Raw genomic sequence first — 17125 nt, 5'->3', positions numbered from 1 at the left:
GATCGGCGCCCCCGCCGACGCGGGCCCGGGTCCACGGCGCCCTCGCGTCAGGTCTCCACGCTGGGCCGCGAGGGCGCCGAGCCGGTGCCCCGCAGCCGGGCGGCCAGCGCCGCCAGGCGGGGGTGGCGCTCACCGAGCTCGGCCGACCTGCGGTCGAGCTCCTGCATCAACCGCTCACCGCGCTTGTCGACGTCCAGCTCGTCCAGGATGCGGTCGACCTCGCTGAGCAGCGCACCGTGCAGCTGCCACTGGCGGGGGTGCTCCTGCACGTCCTCCAGGAGCAGGTCGGCGACCCGGTCCCGTACGGCGCGCCCCGCGGCGAGTGCCTCGGTCAACCGGGTCTCCGCCTCCTCGGCGTTGGCGGCGACCTGGGTGGTCGTCAACCGGGCGAAGCTCTCCACGGCCCGCGCCATGTGCCCGAACAGCTCGCGCAGCAGCGCGGCCACGTCGTCGGGGAACAGCGACTCGTCCGTACGGAACTTCGCGAGGTCCGTCATCGTGCGCGACAGCACGCGCAGCACCACGGCGCAGATCTCCAGGGTGTCCAGACCGGTCCGCAGCACGACCCGCGCGAGCAGTCCCTGCCGCACCCGCGGGTTGAGCAGGAGGCTCTCCTCCGCCTGCTGCAGCGACGCGTCCACCTCGACGATGGCGTGGTCGAGGCGGCGCGCCTCGTGCAGCCGGGCCGCCGCGTGCGCGACCGGCACGTGCCCGAGCCCGGCGACGTCGTCCCCCATGGCCCGCAGCATCCGCCCTATGTCGTCGGCCAGGCCCTCGATGGACGCCCCGGCGGGCTGCACCCACACGGGCGGGGCGAGCAGCAGGTTGAACAGCAGCCCCACCCCGGCGCCGATGAGGGTCTCCAGGATCCGGTGCCAGGCGGCGGAGCCCACCTGGGTGACCCCGAGCACCAGCATCGCGCTGATGGCCACCTCGGGCACGAACTCGCTCACCCGCACCAGGTGACCCACGATCAGGGCCGCGAAGATGGTCAGGCCGAGGCTCCACCAGGTGAGGCCGACGAGCGCGCTGAACCCGATCGCGACGACCACACCGGCGACGACCGAGTTCACCCGGCGGATCCCGGTCGTGAGCGTGGCGTAGAGCGTCACCTGCACCACGAGGAGCGCCGTCAGCGGGGCCGTCAGGGGAGCGGGTTGCGCGGGCAGCACCATGAGGGCCACCACGTAGGAGATGACGGCGGCCACCGTCGAGCGGAGCGTCTGCGCGGCGACGGGTTCCCTGGTCCGTCGCACGAGTTTGAACACGGGGGCTGTCGATACGTCCGGCATCCCGTTCCCCTGCCCTCTCGTGTCGACCTGTCACTCGTGTCACTTCGGTTAATTCGTGTGTATGACTGTCACTCCTGTCACGTCTGCCACTCGTACCACGGCGTGTTTACCGTCGACCGGGCGTGGTACCGGCCGCCACATGAACCAAGGCACGCGCGTCGCCGTCGTCACCGGCGCCGACTCCGGGATCGGCCGGGCCACCGCCGTCCGGCTCGCCCGGGACGGCATGGACGTCGGCATCACCTGGCACACCGACCGGGAGGGCGGGGAGCGCACCGCGGAGGAGGTGCGGTCACACGGCCGCCGCGCCGCCGTGGCGCGCATGGACCTCACGGACCTGCCCGGGGCCGCCGGGGCCGTCGACGACCTGGCCGAGGAGCTCGGCCGGATCGACGTCCTCGTGAACAACGCGGGCACCGGCACCGCCACGCCCTTCCTCGACATCGACTACGAGACCGTGCGGGAGGTGGTCGACGTCGACCTGATCGGCCCCTTCCTCTGCGGCCGGCTCGCCGCCCGCCGCATGATCGCGCAGGGCGGCGGCGGACGGATCGTGAACGTCACGTCGGTGCACGAGCACCAGCCGCGCGTCGGCGCCGCCCCGTACTGCGCGGCGAAGGGCGGGCTGGGACTGCTCACCCAGGTCATGGCCCTGGAGCTGGCCGAGCACGGCATCACCGTCAACGCCGTCGCGCCCGGCGAGATCGCCACGCCGATGACCGGCCAGGAGGACCGGGACGTGCACCGGGAGCGCCGGCCGGGCATCCCGGTCGGCCGCCCGGGGGACGCCCGCGAGGTGGCCGCGGTGATCGCCTTCCTGGCGGGGGAGGAGTCCTCCTACGTCACCGGCGCGTCGTGGGCCGTCGACGGCGGCATGCTCCGCATGGGCCCAATGGCCGGTTCCCACCTGGAGGGCGACGCCTGGCGCCGCCCCTGACCCGTCCGGCACCCCCGGCCCCGGACCCCGGACGACGCGGCCCACCCCCCGGGACACCGGGGGGTGGGCCGTACCGCACGCGCGTCACCGCGTGACGACGAACCTCTCGTCCGGCACGCAGTGGGTCATCGTCAGCCCGGACACGTCCCGCGGGGGGTTGTTCCCGAGGTTGGCGAGCCGCTTGCGGTCCTCGTCGGTGAGGTTCTGGTGCGGCAGCGGCTCCAGCCCCGCCACGTCCTGCGGGGAGATGCCGATGCCCTCACCGACCCGCAGCCCCAGCTCGTTCTCGACCAGCAGGAAGTGCCACACCATGCGCTCCTGCACCGGGCGGTCGCACTCCTTCAGCAGGGTGACGAAGTTGTGCACCAGGTCGTCCCGCTCCCAGTCCTCCAGCAGCCGGAAGCGCTGCCCCGCCTGCAGGTAGTCGTTGGTGCGCGGGATCCGCTGCCGGGTGAGCCGGCCGTGGATCTCGGGGCCCTGCTCGTCGTGGCCCGGGTGGTCCGCCTCCCTCAGGCCGCCCGTCACGGACGGCTCGTAGTTGACGATCGGGTTCTCCCCGGCGCCGTCCACGTGGTACGCCATCTGGCCGTCGCGCTGGTTGGTGCGCACCTGAGCGTTGTTGGCCTGGTTCACCGGGAGCTGGAGGTAGTTCGGGCCCACCCGGTACCGCTGGGTGTCGCTGTAGGAGAAGGTCCGGCCGACCAACATCTTGTCGTCCGAGAAGTCCAGGCCGTCGACGAGCACGCCCGTCCCGAAGGAGATCTGCTCGTTCTCCGCGAAGAAGTTCTCCGGCATGCGGTCGAGCACCATGCGTCCCACCGGCTTCGGCGGGAACTCCTGCTCGGGCCAGGTCTTGGTGTCGTCCAGCGGGTCGAAGTCCAGCTCCGGGTGCTCGTCGTCCGACATGATCTGCACGAGCAGCTCCCACTCGGGGTACTCGCCGCGCGCGACCGCCTCGTACAGGTCCTTCGTGGCGTGGCCGAGTCCCTGCGCCTGGACGTTCGCGGCGTCCTCCTCGGTCATGCTGCGGACGCCCTGCTTCGGCATCCAGTGGTACTTCACCAGCACCGTCCCGCCCTCGGCGTTCACCCACTTGTAGGTGTTCACGCCGAAGCCCTGCATGTGGCGGTAGTCCGACGGGATGCCGCGCGGGCTGAAGAGGTTGACGAGCATGTGCATGCTCTCCGGCGTCTGGGACATGAAGTCGAAGATCCGCCGCGGCTGCTGCTCGAAGGTGACCGGGTCCGGCTTGAGCGCGTGGATCACGTCCGGGAACTTGATCGCGTCCCGGATGAAGAACACGCCCAGGTTGTTGCCGACCAGGTCCCAGTTGCCGTCCTCGGTGTAGAACTTCACGGCGAAGCCGCGCGGGTCGCGGGCGGCCTCCGAGGAGTCACGGCCGCCGATCACGGTCGAGAACCGCACGGCCAGGTCGGTGCGCTTGCCGCGCTCCTGGAACAGCTTCGCCCGGGTGTAGCGGCTGATCGGCTCGTCGCCCCACGACCCGTAGGCCTCGAAGTACCCGTAGGCGGTGACGCCGCGGGCGTGGACGACGCGCTCCGGGATGCGCTCCCGGTCGAAGTGGCTGATCTTCTCCAGGAACTGGTAGTTCTCCAGCGTGGCCGGGCCCCGGGCCCCGACCGTGCGCTGGTTCTGGTTGTCGTGGACCGGGTGCCCCTGGCGGTTGGTGAGCACCTTCCGGCTGTCGTCCGTCACGATGTCCGGCTCCTCTCGGGGGTACTGCACTGTCGGAATAATCCGAAATGTCGCAGTACCCCCGTTACCCACCCCGAGCGCGGACCTAACGGGCCGGGCCGCCCCGACCGGCCCCGGCCCCCTCCGTCGCACCGCTTCCGGCCACCGACACGGCGGGCTCGGGCACGGGCAGGTGGTACACGGCGAAGGCCCGCCCGAGCACCGGCTGCGCGACGTTGCGCACCCGGACGCCGCCACCGGTCATGCCGTGCTCGGAGCCCATGTGCGCGTGGCCGTGCACGGCCAGGTCCGCGCCGGCGTCGTCGACGGCCTCCGCCAGCAGGTAGCTGCCGAGGAACGGGTAGATCTCCAGCGGCTCGCCGGCCAGTGTGTCCGGCACGGGGGAGTAGTGCGTCAGCGCGATCCGCACGGCGCAGCCGTCGTCCTCCAGCCGCCGCAGCGACGCGCCCAGCTCGTCCGCGCACCGCCGGGTGTACCGGATGAAGGACTTCATCTCCGGTTCGCCGAACTCCCCGCCGCTGCGTCCGGCGAACCCACCGCCGAACCCCTTCGTACCGGCGATCCCCACGCGCGTCCCGTCGACCTGCACGACCGTGCCGCCGCCCTCCAGGACGATCACCCCGGCCTCCTCCAGGAGACCGGTCACCTCGTCCTCCAGGTCGCTCTGGTAGTCGTGGTTGCCCAGGACCGCCACCACGGGCACCGGGAGCCCGGCGACCTCGCCCGCCACGACCCGGGCCTCCTCGACCGTGCCGTGCCGGGTCAGGTCCCCGGCGAGCAGCAGCAGGTCGGCGCAGTCGCCGAGCGTCTCGAACGCCGGCCGCAGGGCACCGGCGCTCTCGGGGGACAAGTGGATGTCACCGACCGCGGCCACCCTGATCATGAGAGCTCCTCGGGGTGCGTCGGGGCGTCCGAGCAGGCCACCATCAGGTCCTCGTGGAGCGGCAACCCGGCGAGTTCCTCCCGGGCGATCCGCAGGACCTCGCGGCGACAGGCGTCACTGGAGACCGTCCCGTACAGCATGACGCCCGCGCCGCGCTGCTCGATCCTCACGCCCAGCTCCGCGATGTCGTCGCTCGCCAGCCGGTCCCGCAGGTGGGCGATGCGGTACTCGGCCGTGTCGGCACCGCTCATGCGGATGCCTCCCTCCGCTCGATCACGTTCAGCCGCTCCAGCAGGAAGAGGAACGCCTCCGGCATCGGGGCGCCCTCGTTCTCCCGGCGCAGCAGGTCCCAGTCGATCTTCTCCCGCAGGACCCGGGCGATCGGCAGGACCGACCCGAAGTCGCAGTGGTGCTCGGAGAAGGCCGCGAGCTGGCTGGCCATGAGGTCGGTCGGCGCCAGCACCGGCATGTGCACCGAGTCGACCGGCAGGACCTCCGCCCGCTCCAGCATCTCCACGGTGACCGGGTGCCGGGCCAGCTCGAAGATCAGGTCGATCTCCTCGCCGCGGCAGGTGGCCTTGATCAGCCAGTCCTCCGGCGGCTTGCGCACCTTGATGCCCGCGTTCTCCAGCTCCCGCGTGACGGTCTCCTCGTCCTCCCGCAGGATGGCGAAGTCGGTGTCGTGCTGGAACCTGGCGGGCACCCCGTGCCCGTACGCGGCGACGCTGCCGGCGAGCGCGAAGCGGTGCCCCCCGGCCTTGAGCAGCCCCGCGACCTGCTTCGTCGCCTCCAGGATGGACTGCGTGCGGTCCGGCGGCAGGGGCAGGGGCGCCCCGCTCGCCAATTCGCCGGGCGTCGGTGCCACGGCCAGGTACGCGGCCTCGTCTGCGCGGTCCTTCACGGTCTCCGCCCCCTTCGTCGGACTGGGAGGGCGATCGGGTACCCCGCCCCGGCCCGGCGTATGCTGCCCGCCCCGCGATCACTCACCCGCACGGCGGACGGACCCCCGGGCCCCGCCGGTGCGACGGGTCGTACTCCGCCGTGTCCCCGCCGGTCACGCTCCCGGTCCCGCGGGCCCGGGCGCGGTCTCGGGGGAGACGGCCGTCACGCGGTCCCGTCGGCCTGATCCGGGTCCGGCCCCGGCGGGGCGGCGGCGGCCGGGTCCAGGACGCGCAGGAGGAAGTCCCGCGTCCGGGCCTCCCGGGGCGCGCCCACGACCTGCTGGGCCGGACCCTCCTCCACCACGCGCCCGGCGTCCATGAACACCACGCGGTCGGCGACCTCGCGGGCGAAGCTCATCTCGTGGGTGACGACCATCATCGTCATGCCGTCCCGGGCGAGCCCCCGCATCACGGCGAGCACGTCGCCGACCAGCTCGGGGTCGAGGGCGGAGGTCGGCTCGTCGAACAGCATGACCTCCGGGTCCATCGCCAGCGCCCGTGCGATGGCCACCCGCTGCTGCTGCCCGCCCGACAGCTGCGCCGGGTGGGCGCCGGCCTTCCCGGCCAGCCCGACCCGCTCCAGGTTCGCCCGCGCGACCCGCACGGCCTCGGCCCTGTCCCGCCGCAGCACCCGGCGCTGCGGCAGGACCAGGTTCTCCTCCGCCGTCAGGTGCGGGAAGAGGTTGAACTGCTGGAAGACCATCCCGATCCGGCGCCGCACCGCGTCGATGTCGACGTCGGGGTCGGTGACCTCCGTGCCGCCGACGAAGACCCGCCCCGCCGTCGGCTCCTCCAGCAGGTTCACGCACCGCAGGAGGGTCGACTTGCCCGACCCGGACGGTCCGATGACGCACACCACCTCGCCCCGCGCCACCTCCAGGTCGATCCCCCGCAGCACCTCGGTGTCGCCGAAGGCCTTGCGCAGGCCCCGGACCTCGATCTCGGCCCGCCCGCCCGCGTCCGTCCCCTCCATGGTCACCCCCGTCACCCGGCCTTCCTGGTACGCGCCTCGAGGCGGCGCACCACGAGGCTCAGCGGAACCGTCACGAGCAGGTAGCACAGGCCCGCGACGAGGATCGGCGTGGAGTTCGCCGTCTGGCTGGCCAGGTCCCGCCCGAACTTGGTCAGCTCCCGTTCCGTCAGGGTGACCCCGAGGAACAGCACCAGGGACGAGTCCTTGAAGAGCAGCACCAACTCGTTCGTCAGCGGGGGGATGACGATGCGGAACGCCTGCGGGATGATCACCGAGACCATCGCCCGCGCGTGGGAGAAGCCGAGCGACCGCGCGGCCTCCATCTGTCCCCGGGGCACCGCCTGGATGCCCGCGCGGATCGTCTCCGCCATGTACGCGGCGGCGACCAGCCCCAGTCCCAGGGCGACCTTGCCGTACGTCCCGCCGGGGATCGCCGTGCCGGGGAACGCCAGTGGCACGGCGACCCCGACGAAGATGAAGATCAGCAGCGCCGGCAGGCCGCGGAAGAGCTCGATGTACACCGTGGCGAGCCACCGGTACGGCGCGACCGACGACAGCCGCATCAACGCCACCAGCAGCCCCAGCACCAGGCCGAAGACGAACCCGGAGACCGTGTAGACGACCGTGTTGCGCAGCGCCGTGGTGATGATCTCGGGGAACAGCTGCCGCGCCAGGTCCTCCTGCGCGAACTGGTTCTGCAGCCGCCCCCAGTCGGCCTGCAGGGCGACGGCCACCACGACGGCGACGAAGAGCGCGTACTGCAGGCCCTGTGACACCCGGCGCCGCTGGCGCCTGGTCAGCCGGGAGGTCACCGGCGCGCCTCGGGCAGCGGGCCGATCCACTCCTCGTACAGCTTGTCGTACGTGCCGTCGGCCTTCGCGTCCGTGATCGCCTTGTCGATCGCGGCGCGCAGCCGGTCGTTGCCCTTCTTCACCGAGAAGCCGTACCGCTCGCCGGTGTCGACGTTCTCACCGAGGACGAACGCGGCGGCGTTCGCCTTGTCCTTCAGCCACCCCTGCACGACGGGGTAGTCGATGACGACCGCGTCGACCTGCCCGGTCCGCAGCCCGTTGAGGACGGCGTCCGAACTCTCGAAGGCGACCGGATCGAATCCCTGGCTCTTGGCGTAGCTCTCGCCGGTCGTCTCGGCCTGCGCGCCCAGCCGCAGCTTGCGCGCCTTGATCTCCGCGAGCGTCCGCACACCGCTCCGCTTCGACGCCAGGACGGCCTGGGTGGCGTCGAAGTACGGCACGGAGAAGTCGACGTTCTTCTTGCGCTCGTCGGTGATGGTCATGCCGGCGGCCGCCAGGTCGCACTCGCCGGAGTTCAGGAACGCCCCCGTCTTGAAGTTCTCGAACGGCGTGTCCAGGATCTTCTGTTCGACGCCGAGGTCCTGCGCCACCAGGTCGACCAGCGCCACGTCGAACCCGACGACCTTCCCGTCCCGTTCGAACTGGAACGGCGGGTACGGCAGGTGCGTGCAGGTGGTCAGCCTGCCCTTCTCCACCACGGGGACGCCGCCCGCGGCCTCGCCGGGCCCCTCGCCGTCGGACGAACAGCCGGCGGTGAGCAGCAGCGCCGCCGGGACGGCGGCGAGGGCGGCGCGGAAGCGGGGGCTCTTGCGGCCGGCAGTCGTCGACACGGTTGACCTCCAGGAGCGGCGTGGGGCGGCGGACGCTCGGGGGGAGCCGCCGGCGGCGATCGTATGCCACGAACGTCACGACATGGCGGAGATCGCCCGATTCCACCGTCCGGTTCCGGCCGGGTGATCCATCCGGTCGACGCACGGCCCGGGGGGACCCGGCGGGGCCCCGTCCGCCGTCGGCCGGACCCCGCCCGCCGTGATCACCGTCACCTCCGGCGGCACCCCCGTGGACAGGGCCCGGAGGGGCGGCGCCATGCTGGGACCGTGTTTCCGATACCCCCTCAGTTCCCGGACCCCGCCGACCGCGGCCACATGGTCGTCTGCGGCGACGACGCGCTCGCCGACCGTCTCGCCGACGAGCTGAACGACGTCTACCGCGAGCGGGTGACCCTCGTCGTGGCCGGCCGCCGCGAGGCGGCCCCGCGGCACCCCGACGGCGGCACGGGCCGCGGTCCCTTCGCCCTGTTCGGCCGGGTCTCCGCGGCGATGGCCCGACCCCCCGGCGCGATCGACCCCCGCACGGGCCAGGCCGGGCGCGGCGGCGGCAGGACGGCGCCGGTCACGGGACCGTCCGCCTCCCCGTACGACACGCTGGGCGGCCGGGGGCTCCGGCGGGCGGTCGAGGCCGTCCACGTCCGGGAGACGGACGAGGCGGCGCTCGTCGCGGCGGGTGTCGAGCACGCCGCCGCGCTCGCCCTGGTCCACGAGGACGACGAGACCAACATCCGCACCGCGCTCCTCGCCCGTCGCCTCAACCCCCGCCTGCGCCTGGTCATCCGCATGTACAACCGCAGACTCGGCCAGCACCTGGAGCAGCTCCTCGACCAGGCCGCGGCCGTCGCCGTCCCGGACATCGACCCGGAGGTGCTGGACGCCTCCACCACCGTCCTGTCGGACGCGGACACCGCGGCCCCCGCCCTGGCCGCCACCGCCGTCGCCGGCACCAGCAAGATCGTCCACGCCGGCGGGCTGCTGCTGCGCGCCGTCGAACGCACCCCGCCCGCCCCGGGCGAGGTGGCCGACCCCGGCCTGTGCACCCTCGCCCTGCTCTCCTCCACGGCCAGCGACCCGGCGGGCAGCGAGGGCGCCGACAGCAGCGGCGACCAGGGCCCCCGCCTCCTTCCCGACGACCGTGCGGCCGCCACCGCCACCGGGCGCGGCAGCGTGGTCCTGGAGGCGATCACCTACGCCGGACCGACCCTCCCCGCGACCCGGCTGCCCACCTCGTCCGTCCCGTTCGGCTCGCTCTTCTCGCGCCGTCTGCGCTGGTCGCTCGCCGGCCTCTTCTGCGCCGTCGCCGCCATCGCCGTGGCGACCTGGCTCACCACCGACGACCACCCGCTGCACGCCGCCTACCTGACGATGCTGGACATCTTCGCCATCGGCGACCCCGCCCTGGAGGCCCCCGCCGAACGGCAGGTCCTGCAGATGCTCGCCGGCTTCGTCGGGCTGCTCCTGCTGCCGATCCTCGTCGCCGCGCTCCTGGAGGCGCTGGGCACCTTCCGCACCGCCACCTCGCTGCGCCGTCCGCCGCGCGGCCTCTCGGGCCACGTCGTGCTGCTCGGCCTCGGCAAGGTCGGCACCCGCGTGCTGACCAGGCTGCGGGAGCTCGGCATCCCCGTCGTCTGCGTCGAGTCCGACCCCGAGGCCCGCGGCATCGCCACGGCCCGGCGGCTGCGCGTGCCGGTCGTGCTCGGCGACGTCACCGAGGACGGCGTCCTGGAGTCCGCCCGCGTCCACCGGGCGCGCTCGCTGCTCGCCCTGACGAGCGTCGACGTCACCAACCTGGAGGCCGTGCTGTACGCCCGGTCCGTCCGACCCGACCTGCGGGTGGTGCTGCGCCTGTACGACGACGACATCGCCACCGCCGTCTACCGCACCCTGCGCGCCGCCCACCCGGAAGCCCTCACCCGCAGCCGCAGCGTCTCCCACCTGGCGGCCCCCGCCTTCGCCGGGGCCATGATGGGCCGACAGATCCTCGGCGCCATACCGGTGGAGCGGCGCGTCCTGCTCTTCGCCGCCGTGGTCGCGGCGCGCCACCCGGAACTGGCCGGCCGCACCGTCGCCGAGGCGTTCCGCCCGGGTGCCTGGCGCGTCATCGCCCTGGACCCCACCGCGCCGGGCGAGCGCCGCCCCGACCTGACGGCCCTGGACGCCGACGACGGCGACCGGCGGACCGGCCTCGTGTGGGACCTGCACCCCGGTTACGTACTGCGCCCCGAGGACCGGGTGGTCCTGGCCGCCACCCGCCGCGGCCTCGCCGAACTCCTGGGTCGACGCCCGTAGTCGGTCGCGGAGCCGGTGGCGCTGACCATCGCTGCCGGCCGCCGCCCGTGGCCGTGCCCGGCGGACGGGCGCGGCGGGCGGGCGCCCCGCGGTCCGGACGGTCCGGCGTGGTGCGTACGGTCCGGCGTGGTGCGTACGGTCCGGCGTGGTGCGTACGGTCCGGCGTGGTGCGTACGCACCACGCCGGTGCCGTCCGGACCGTCAGGGGCCGTCTAGACGGTGTCCCGCGGGCCGCGCCCGGCGCCGTCCCGCGACGGCTCCGGTGCCGCGTCCGAGCCGCGCAGGGTCGCCACGAGGCTCAGCAGCCGCGCCTCGTTGCCCGCCAGGCCCGCCCGGCGCAGCGCCTCGTCGGCCTCCGCCATGGGCGACGACAGGTACACCCCGGCAAGGGGCGCGAGGCCCGGGTCCGCCAGCACCGCCCGCGCCGTCTCCACCAGACGGAGGTAGGCCTGCGCCGCGGCACGCTCCCGCATCGTGAGGCTGGTGGTCATCTCTCGCTCCCTGTCGACGGATCCCTGCCCCCACTGTCCCGCACGGCACTGACAGTCATGCCGTGTCGCGCTCGCGCAGGTGCGCCGACAGCCGCTCCACGAACACCCGCTGACCCGCCACCAGCCGCTCGGCCGCCTCCTCGGCGGTGCACCAGGCCACCCGGTCGACCTCCGGGAACGCGCGCGTCTCACCCGACCCGCGCGGCCACTCCATGGTGAACGTCCCCGGCACCACCAGCCCCGGGTCCAGGTCCCCCTCGACGGCCCACACCGTGACGACCTTGCCGCCGGCCTGGCGCGCCTCCCCGAGCGGTACCGGAGGCCCGTCCGGCGCGGGGAGGCCCAACTCCTCGGCGAACTCCCGGCGCGCCGCGGCCTCCGCCGTCTCCTCGTCCCCGTACTCGCCCTTGGGCACCGTCCAGGCCCCCGCCTCCCGCGCCGCCCAGTAGGGGCCGCCCATGTGGGCGAGCAACACCTCCAGGCGGCCGCCGGACGTACGGAACACCAGCAGACCCGCGCTGCGCTTCACGACCATGGCGCCAGTCTGCCCGCCGCTCCCCGCCGCGCCGCGTTACCGTCGTCCGGTATGCGACACGACCACTCCGAAGGCGGCGACACCCCCACGGACGGCCCCCGCGAACCTTCCGGCCCCGGCGGTCCACCGGCCACCGAAGGTCCCTCCGGCTCCGGCGGGCTCCCCGGCGCCGACGATCCCGCGTTCCCCGGCCGTGCGGGGCACGCGGCCGCGTCGCTGGACGTCCTCGACCGGGAGGTGGCACGGTGCCGGGCCTGCCCGCGGCTGGTCGCGTGGCGCGAACAGGTGGGCAGGGAGGGGCGCCCCGCCTACGCGGGGTGGGAGTACTGGGCCCGCCCCGTCCCGGGGTACGGCCCCGCCGACGCCGCGCTGCTGGTCGTCGGCCTCGCCCCGGCCGCGCACGGTGGCAACCGCACGGGACGCATGTTCACCGGTGACCGCTCGGGCGACGTGCTGTACGCCGCGCTGCACCGCCTCGGCCTCGCCAGTCAGGCGGAGGCGACGCACCGCGGTGACGGGCTGCGCCTGACGGGCGTGCGGGTGACCGCGCCCGTCCACTGCGCGCCGCCCGCGAACCGGCCCACGCCCGGTGAGCGCGACACCTGCCGCCCGTGGCTCGCCCGGGAGCTGGAGCTGCTGCGCCCCACCGTGCGGGCGCTCGTCGTGCTGGGGGCGTTCGGCTGGCAGGCGGTGTTCCCGGCGCTCGCGGCGGGCGGCTGGGTGGTGCCGCGCCCGAGGCCGCGCTTCGCGCACGGCGCCCGGGTGCGGTTGCCGGCCCGGGACGGCGGGCCGGACCTGGAGGTGTTCGGCTGCTACCACGTCAGCCAGCGCAACACCTTCACCGGAGTGCTCACGCCGGAGATGTTGACCGGTGTCCTGGGCGACGCCGCGCGCACGGCCGGCCTCCCCCTCGCCCCGTGACGGTCTCCGAGGCCGTGACGGTGACCGGGACCCTGACGGTCCGTAGGACCCTGACGGTCCCCGGGACCGTCTCCGGGCCGGGCGGGACCGTCTCCGGGCCGGGGCGGGGCCGGGCCGGCGGGCGGCCGGGGCGGCGGGCGTCAGCCCGTGAACTCGTACGTCAGCGGCGCCGATTCGGGAGCGAACCGGATGTCGGTCACCTCCAGCACGTGGCCGTGCTGGTCGTGCACCTCCCGGTGGACCGTCAGGCACGCCGTCGCCGCGGGCGCCCGCACGCCGATCGACTCGCGGCGGGTGAGCCGCAGTCCGGCCCGGTGCATCCAGTGGTACAGCAGCCGGAGGTCCGGACGGCGCCCCACCCGCGCCTCCGACCGCCGGTAGCGCCCGAGTTCGGGCACCTCCGCCAGCGCGTACCGGGAGAAGCGCGAGACGGCGTGCCGTTCGACGGAGCCGTCGGCGCCGAAGACCCGCTGCCGGTGCACCAGGGAGGACTCGCCGGGCAGCAGCCCGAGCAGCCCGGCGGTCTCCGCGGGGGGCTCCTCCCAGGTCAGCGCCGTCTCGGCGGGACGGTCGCGGCCGCTCCCGCCGCTGGGGAACTCCAGCAGCCCGGGTGCCAGGACGGGGCCGGAGCCGCCGCCCGCCGCGTCCGAGGCCGCCGCGTAGGTGCCGCGCCGGTCGGTGACCACGAGTCCCTCGTCCCGCAGCAGGCGCAGCGCGCTGCGCACGGTCTGGCGGTTGACCTGGAAGCGGTCCACCAGGGAGCGCTCCGACGGCAGTCGGGAGCCGGGGGCGACGCGTCGCCCGGTGAGATCGTCGCGGAGAGCCGCCGCGACCTGGAGGTAGAGCGGAAGCGCCGCGGAGGCGTGGGGTTCAGCCATGTTCAACCCTCAAATTTCGCTCAGCGTAGCTGAATGAGCCGTGTCGGTGAGCACATCCCTATCATTGGTCTAAACCTATGTGGAAGGGGGGTCCTGGCATTCCCCGGCACTCCGCCCGAACTCTGGCCGAAACGGATTCGCGGAGAACCACCCGGGTACCCGGGCCAGCGCATGCCGCAAGGGAGACCCGACGGAGGGAGGGCGGCGCCATGAGGGCCGTGACCTGGCAGGGAAAGCGCGACGTCCGGGTCGAGGACGTCCCCGATCCGCGCATCGAGCAGCCCACGGACGCCGTCATCCGTGTCACCTCCACCGGACTGTGCGGCTCCGACCTCCACCTGTACGAGGTGTTCGGCCCGTTCATGACGCCCGGCGACGTCCTCGGTCACGAACCCATCGGCATCGTCGAGGAGGTCGGGCCCGAGGTGCCGGACCTCCGACCCGGCGACCGCGTCGTGGTGCCGTTCCAGATCGCCTGCGGCAGCTGCTGGATGTGCGTGCGCGGCCTGCCCACCCAGTGCGAGACGACCCAGGTGACCGGGGAGGGCATGGGCGCCGCGCTGTTCGGCTACTCGCGGCTCTACGGCTCCGTCCCGGGCGCCCAGGCCGAGTACCTGCGCGTCCCGCAGGCCCAGTTCGGCCCGATCAAGGTGCCGGAGGGCCCGTCCGACGACCGCTACCTCTACCTCTCCGACGTGCTCCCGACCGCCTGGCAGGCCGTCCGGTACGCCGACGTGCCGCCCGGCGGCTCCCTCGCCGTCCTCGGGCTGGGCCCGATCGGCGAGATGTGCTGCCGCATCGCCCTCCACCAGGGCGTCGACCGGGTCATCGGCATCGACCTCGTCCCCGAGCGGATCGGCAGGGCCCGGGCGCGCGGCGTGGACACCCTGGACCTCACCGCCTTCGACGACCAGGACGAACTGGTCGCGGCCGTACGGGACCTCACCGGCGGCCGGGGGCCCGACGCCGTCGTCGACGCCGTCGGCACCGAGGCCCACGGCAGCCCGGTCGCCAAGGCCCAGCAGCAGGTGGCCGGTCTGCTGCCGCGCGCCTGGGCGGCCCGCCTCCACCAGAAGGCCGGCTCCGACCGGCTCGCCGCGCTGTACCTGGCCATCGAGCTCGTGCGCCGCGGCGGCACCATCTCGCTCAGCGGCGTCTACGGCGGCGCCGCCGACCCGCTGCCGCTGCTGACCCTCTTCGACAAGCAGGTCCAGCTGCGGATGGGCCAGGCCAACGTCCGCCGCTGGGTGGACGACATCCTGCCGCTGCTCACCGACGACGACCCGCTCGGCGTGGACACCTTCGCCACCCACCACCTGCCCCTCTCCGACGCGCCGCACGCGTACCGCATGTTCCAGCGCAAGGAGGACGGCGTCAGCAAGGTCGTCATGCGTCCCTGACCGGGTCGGCGGTCGGCGCCCCCGCCCCGGTCAGCAGTCGTCCCGGTCACGCCACAGGGGCGGCTGCTCGGGGCCGCGCGGTGCCGCCCCGAAGAGCACCGCCCGCACCACGCCCGGTGCGAACAGCGCCGTCGCCGGATCGGTCAGCGTCACCACCGACCGGAAGGCCCGCCCCACCTCCGGGACGCGCGGCGCCCGCTCCACCACCCGGCGCATGTACCAGTCGGTGACCCGGCCCAGCGGGCCGGCAGCACCCGTCCCCCCGGTGACACCGGGCATCTTCCTGTCCCCGCCCGCGGAGATGTCCCACGCCTGCCGGGACGCCGCGAACAGCGCCCGCTGCACGCGCAGCGTCGTCGGGGTGCGGCGCCGGTCCGCGAGGGCGTCGCGCAGGGCCACCGCCGCCAGCGCCGCGACCGCCATCCCCTGGCCGTAGACCGGGTTGAAGGTGCACAGGGCGTCGCCGACGGCGAGGAAGCCCGCCGGGCGGCGGCCGGGCCGGTCGTAGCGGCGCCGGACGTTGGCGGTCCCGCGGAACCCGTGCGCCGCGGACACCGGTTCCGCCTTGGCCAGCCAGTCGCGCACCAGGGGATGGGGCAGCCGGCCGGCGAACTCCTCGAAGGCCGCGCCGTCCGTCGGCGGCTCCTGGCCCCGCAGGCCGGACAGCGTGACGACGAAGCGATCGCCCTCGACCGGCAGGGCCACCCCGCCGTACGTCTGCCGCGGGTTGGGGATGACGTTGAAGCCCAGCGCGTCCATGTCGTCGGCGTGCCGGTCGTTGCGGTAGAACCGGGTCGCGTACGCGAGGCCCGTGTCCAGCACCTCCTCGCCGGGCGGCTCCGCGCCGAGCTCGGCCAGCCACCGGGGGGCCCGCGAACCCCGCCCGGACGCGTCCACGACGAGGTCGGCGGCGATCGTCCGGGGCTCCGCCTCGCGGCCCGTGCCCCGCTCGCGCACGAGGACGCCGCGCACCCGGGTGGCGTCCCCGGCGAGGCCGACGGCCTCCGCGCCCTCCACGGCGGTGATCCTCGGGTCGGCCAGTACGCGCCGCCGGACCACGTGTTCCAGCAGCGGTCGTGACGCGCTGAGGATGTGCACGGTCGCGGGCGTGCGCCGGTACCACCGGCCCGCCTGCCACTGGACCATGTCCGAGGGCATCCCCACGCGGGGCGCGCCGGCCGCGGCGAGTTCGTCCACGACGCCCGGCAGGAGCTGCTCGATCGCCCGTCGGCCCCCTTCCAGGAGCACGTGCAGATGTCGGCCCTGGGGCACCCCGGGCCGCGGTTCGGCCTCCGCCGGGAAGCGGTCGCGCTCCACGACGGTGACCTGTTCGGCGTGGTCGGCGAGCGCCCTGGCCGCCAGCAGCCCGGCGACGCTGCCGCCGATCACCACCGCGTGCCGTGTGCCGCGCGCCGTCCGATGACCGCTGCCCAACTCGTCGGCCATGTCCGCCCCTTCGCGTCGGAGATCCCGGAGCGACCAGTATCCACGGTCCGTCGGGGCGCGGCGGGGCACCGGGCCGGAACCACTCAGTTCCCCGCGCCCCCTCGCTGTCCCGCGCCCCCCGCGCGCCCCGCGCTCCCCGTGTCCGCCGTGCCCGTCGTGTCCGTCGTGTCCGCCGTGTCGTCGGCGTCCGCCGCGGCTCCGAGGTCCGCCACGCCCGCCAGCGCCTCCGTCAGCCAGGCCACCCAGAAGCGCTCCAGCTCGATGCCGCCGCGCAGGACGAGGTGGCGCAGCCGGTCCGCTTCCGCGTCGCGTTCCGGGGGGAACTGGCGCCGCTCCATGGCCAGGTACTCGTCCAACTGCGTCCGGTGCAGCCGAAGGTGGCGGCGCAGCTCGTCGGCCATCCCCTCGGTGCCGACCACCGCCGCGGCGCGCAGTCGCAGCAGCAGGGCGCTGCGGATGGGCTTCGGGTCCTCGACGCGCCGGGTCCAGTCGGCCAGTTCGGCCCGGCCGGCGGGCAGCACCTCGTACTCCTTGCGCTGCCCGCGTGCCGGCGCCGTGGCCGACAGGGCGCGGATGTGGCCGGCCTGCTCCAGTTTTCCCAGCTCGCGGTAGATCTGCTGGTGGGTCGCCGACCAGAAGTAGCCGATGGACCGGTCGAAGCGCCGGGTCAGTTCGAGACCCGAGGACGGCTTCTCGAGCAGAGCGGTGAGGATCGCGTGCGGGAGTGACATGCCCGCATCCTAGGGACCCGGCCGCCCGGGCCGGCGGGCGGCGGCGGGCA

General features: G+C 74.3%; 17 protein-coding genes. 4 read left to right on the top strand and 13 right to left on the bottom strand.

The genetic code is table 11. The features are described 5' to 3' along the window. Nucleotides 1-47: 47 nt before the first annotated feature. Nucleotides 48-1292, bottom strand: coding sequence for an FUSC family protein (locus ACF053_RS22375; RefSeq protein WP_391955538.1), 1245 nt, complete (start codon nucleotides 1290-1292; stop codon nucleotides 48-50). 139 nt (nucleotides 1293-1431) lie between these two features. Here ACF053_RS22375 and ACF053_RS22370 point away from each other — a divergent pair, with 139 nt between their 5' ends. After that, nucleotides 1432-2229, top strand: coding sequence for an SDR family oxidoreductase (locus ACF053_RS22370; protein ID WP_391955537.1), 798 nt, complete (start codon nucleotides 1432-1434; stop codon nucleotides 2227-2229). Nucleotides 2230-2313: 84 nt separating this feature from the next. On the opposite strand, the gene ACF053_RS22365 is transcribed toward ACF053_RS22370, so the two are convergent. The 7 genes from ACF053_RS22365 to ACF053_RS22335 form a co-directional block, all read right to left on the bottom strand. Next, nucleotides 2314-3975, bottom strand: coding sequence for a catalase (locus ACF053_RS22365; protein ID WP_391955536.1), 1662 nt, complete (start codon nucleotides 3973-3975; stop codon nucleotides 2314-2316). A 55-nt stretch (nucleotides 3976-4030) separates the two neighbouring features. Next, the gene (locus ACF053_RS22360; protein WP_391955535.1) at nucleotides 4031-4828 is read right to left on the bottom strand and encodes a metallophosphoesterase family protein; all 798 of its coding nucleotides are present in this window, start codon (nucleotides 4826-4828) and stop codon (nucleotides 4031-4033) included. Beyond that, nucleotides 4825-5079, bottom strand: a complete 255-nt coding sequence (locus ACF053_RS22355; RefSeq protein WP_391955534.1) for a hypothetical protein — start codon at nucleotides 5077-5079, stop codon at nucleotides 4825-4827. The genes ACF053_RS22360 and ACF053_RS22355 overlap by 4 nt, the downstream gene beginning before the upstream one ends. Next, nucleotides 5076-5729, bottom strand: a complete 654-nt coding sequence (locus ACF053_RS22350; protein WP_391955533.1) for a nucleotidyltransferase family protein — start codon at nucleotides 5727-5729, stop codon at nucleotides 5076-5078. The genes ACF053_RS22355 and ACF053_RS22350 overlap by 4 nt, the downstream gene beginning before the upstream one ends. 203 nt (nucleotides 5730-5932) lie before the next feature. Continuing rightward, nucleotides 5933-6742, bottom strand: a complete 810-nt coding sequence (locus tag ACF053_RS22345; protein ID WP_391955742.1) for an amino acid ABC transporter ATP-binding protein — start codon at nucleotides 6740-6742, stop codon at nucleotides 5933-5935. A gap of 11 nt (nucleotides 6743-6753) precedes the next feature. After that, on the bottom strand, nucleotides 6754-7584 hold the full coding sequence (locus ACF053_RS22340; protein WP_391955532.1) for an amino acid ABC transporter permease: 831 nt from the start codon (nucleotides 7582-7584) through the stop codon (nucleotides 6754-6756). Continuing rightward, nucleotides 7551-8384 (bottom strand): ABC transporter substrate-binding protein, encoded by an 834-nt coding sequence (locus ACF053_RS22335; RefSeq protein ID WP_391955531.1) that lies wholly within the window; start codon nucleotides 8382-8384, stop codon nucleotides 7551-7553. Before ACF053_RS22335 ends, ACF053_RS22340 begins: the two co-directional genes overlap by 34 nt. Before the next feature lie 315 nt (nucleotides 8385-8699). On the opposite strand from ACF053_RS22335, the gene ACF053_RS22330 reads away from it, so the two are divergent. Continuing rightward, a complete protein-coding gene (locus ACF053_RS22330; RefSeq protein WP_391955741.1) occupies nucleotides 8700-10673 on the top strand; it encodes an NAD-binding protein in 1974 nt (657 codons plus the stop codon). 212 nt (nucleotides 10674-10885) lie between these two features. Here the strand turns inward: ACF053_RS22330 and ACF053_RS22325 are convergent, their stop codons facing one another. Beyond that, the gene (locus ACF053_RS22325) at nucleotides 10886-11164 is read right to left on the bottom strand and encodes a hypothetical protein (protein ID WP_391955530.1); all 279 of its coding nucleotides are present in this window, start codon (nucleotides 11162-11164) and stop codon (nucleotides 10886-10888) included. A 55-nt stretch (nucleotides 11165-11219) separates the two neighbouring features. After that, complete coding sequence (locus ACF053_RS22320) at nucleotides 11220-11699, bottom strand: NUDIX domain-containing protein (protein ID WP_391955529.1); 480 nt, start codon at nucleotides 11697-11699, stop codon at nucleotides 11220-11222. Between the two features lie 51 nt (nucleotides 11700-11750). Here ACF053_RS22320 and ACF053_RS22315 point away from each other — a divergent pair, with 51 nt between their 5' ends. Then, nucleotides 11751-12620 (top strand): uracil-DNA glycosylase, encoded by an 870-nt coding sequence (locus ACF053_RS22315; RefSeq protein ID WP_391955528.1) that lies wholly within the window; start codon nucleotides 11751-11753, stop codon nucleotides 12618-12620. Between the two features lie 140 nt (nucleotides 12621-12760). Here ACF053_RS22315 and ACF053_RS22310 read toward each other — a convergent pair whose 3' ends face one another. Then, a complete protein-coding gene (locus ACF053_RS22310) occupies nucleotides 12761-13498 on the bottom strand; it encodes a GntR family transcriptional regulator (RefSeq protein WP_391955527.1) in 738 nt (245 codons plus the stop codon). A 209-nt stretch (nucleotides 13499-13707) separates the two neighbouring features. On the opposite strand from ACF053_RS22310, the gene ACF053_RS22305 reads away from it, so the two are divergent. After that, a complete protein-coding gene (locus tag ACF053_RS22305; RefSeq protein WP_391955526.1) occupies nucleotides 13708-14898 on the top strand; it encodes a zinc-dependent alcohol dehydrogenase in 1191 nt (396 codons plus the stop codon). Nucleotides 14899-14928: 30 nt separating this feature from the next. Here the strand turns inward: ACF053_RS22305 and ACF053_RS22300 are convergent, their stop codons facing one another. Both ACF053_RS22300 and ACF053_RS22295 read right to left on the bottom strand, forming a co-directional pair. Next, nucleotides 14929-16344, bottom strand: coding sequence for an NAD(P)/FAD-dependent oxidoreductase (locus ACF053_RS22300; protein WP_391955525.1), 1416 nt, complete (start codon nucleotides 16342-16344; stop codon nucleotides 14929-14931). Between the two features lie 83 nt (nucleotides 16345-16427). Further along, complete coding sequence (locus ACF053_RS22295; protein ID WP_391955524.1) at nucleotides 16428-17075, bottom strand: PadR family transcriptional regulator; 648 nt, start codon at nucleotides 17073-17075, stop codon at nucleotides 16428-16430. Between the last annotated feature and the right edge of the window lie 50 nt (nucleotides 17076-17125).

Source organism: Streptomyces kanasensis (assembly GCF_043077165.1).
Lineage (GTDB): Bacteria > Actinomycetota > Actinomycetes > Streptomycetales > Streptomycetaceae > Streptomyces > Streptomyces changanensis.
This window is presented reverse-complemented; position numbering and strand designations above follow the sequence as displayed.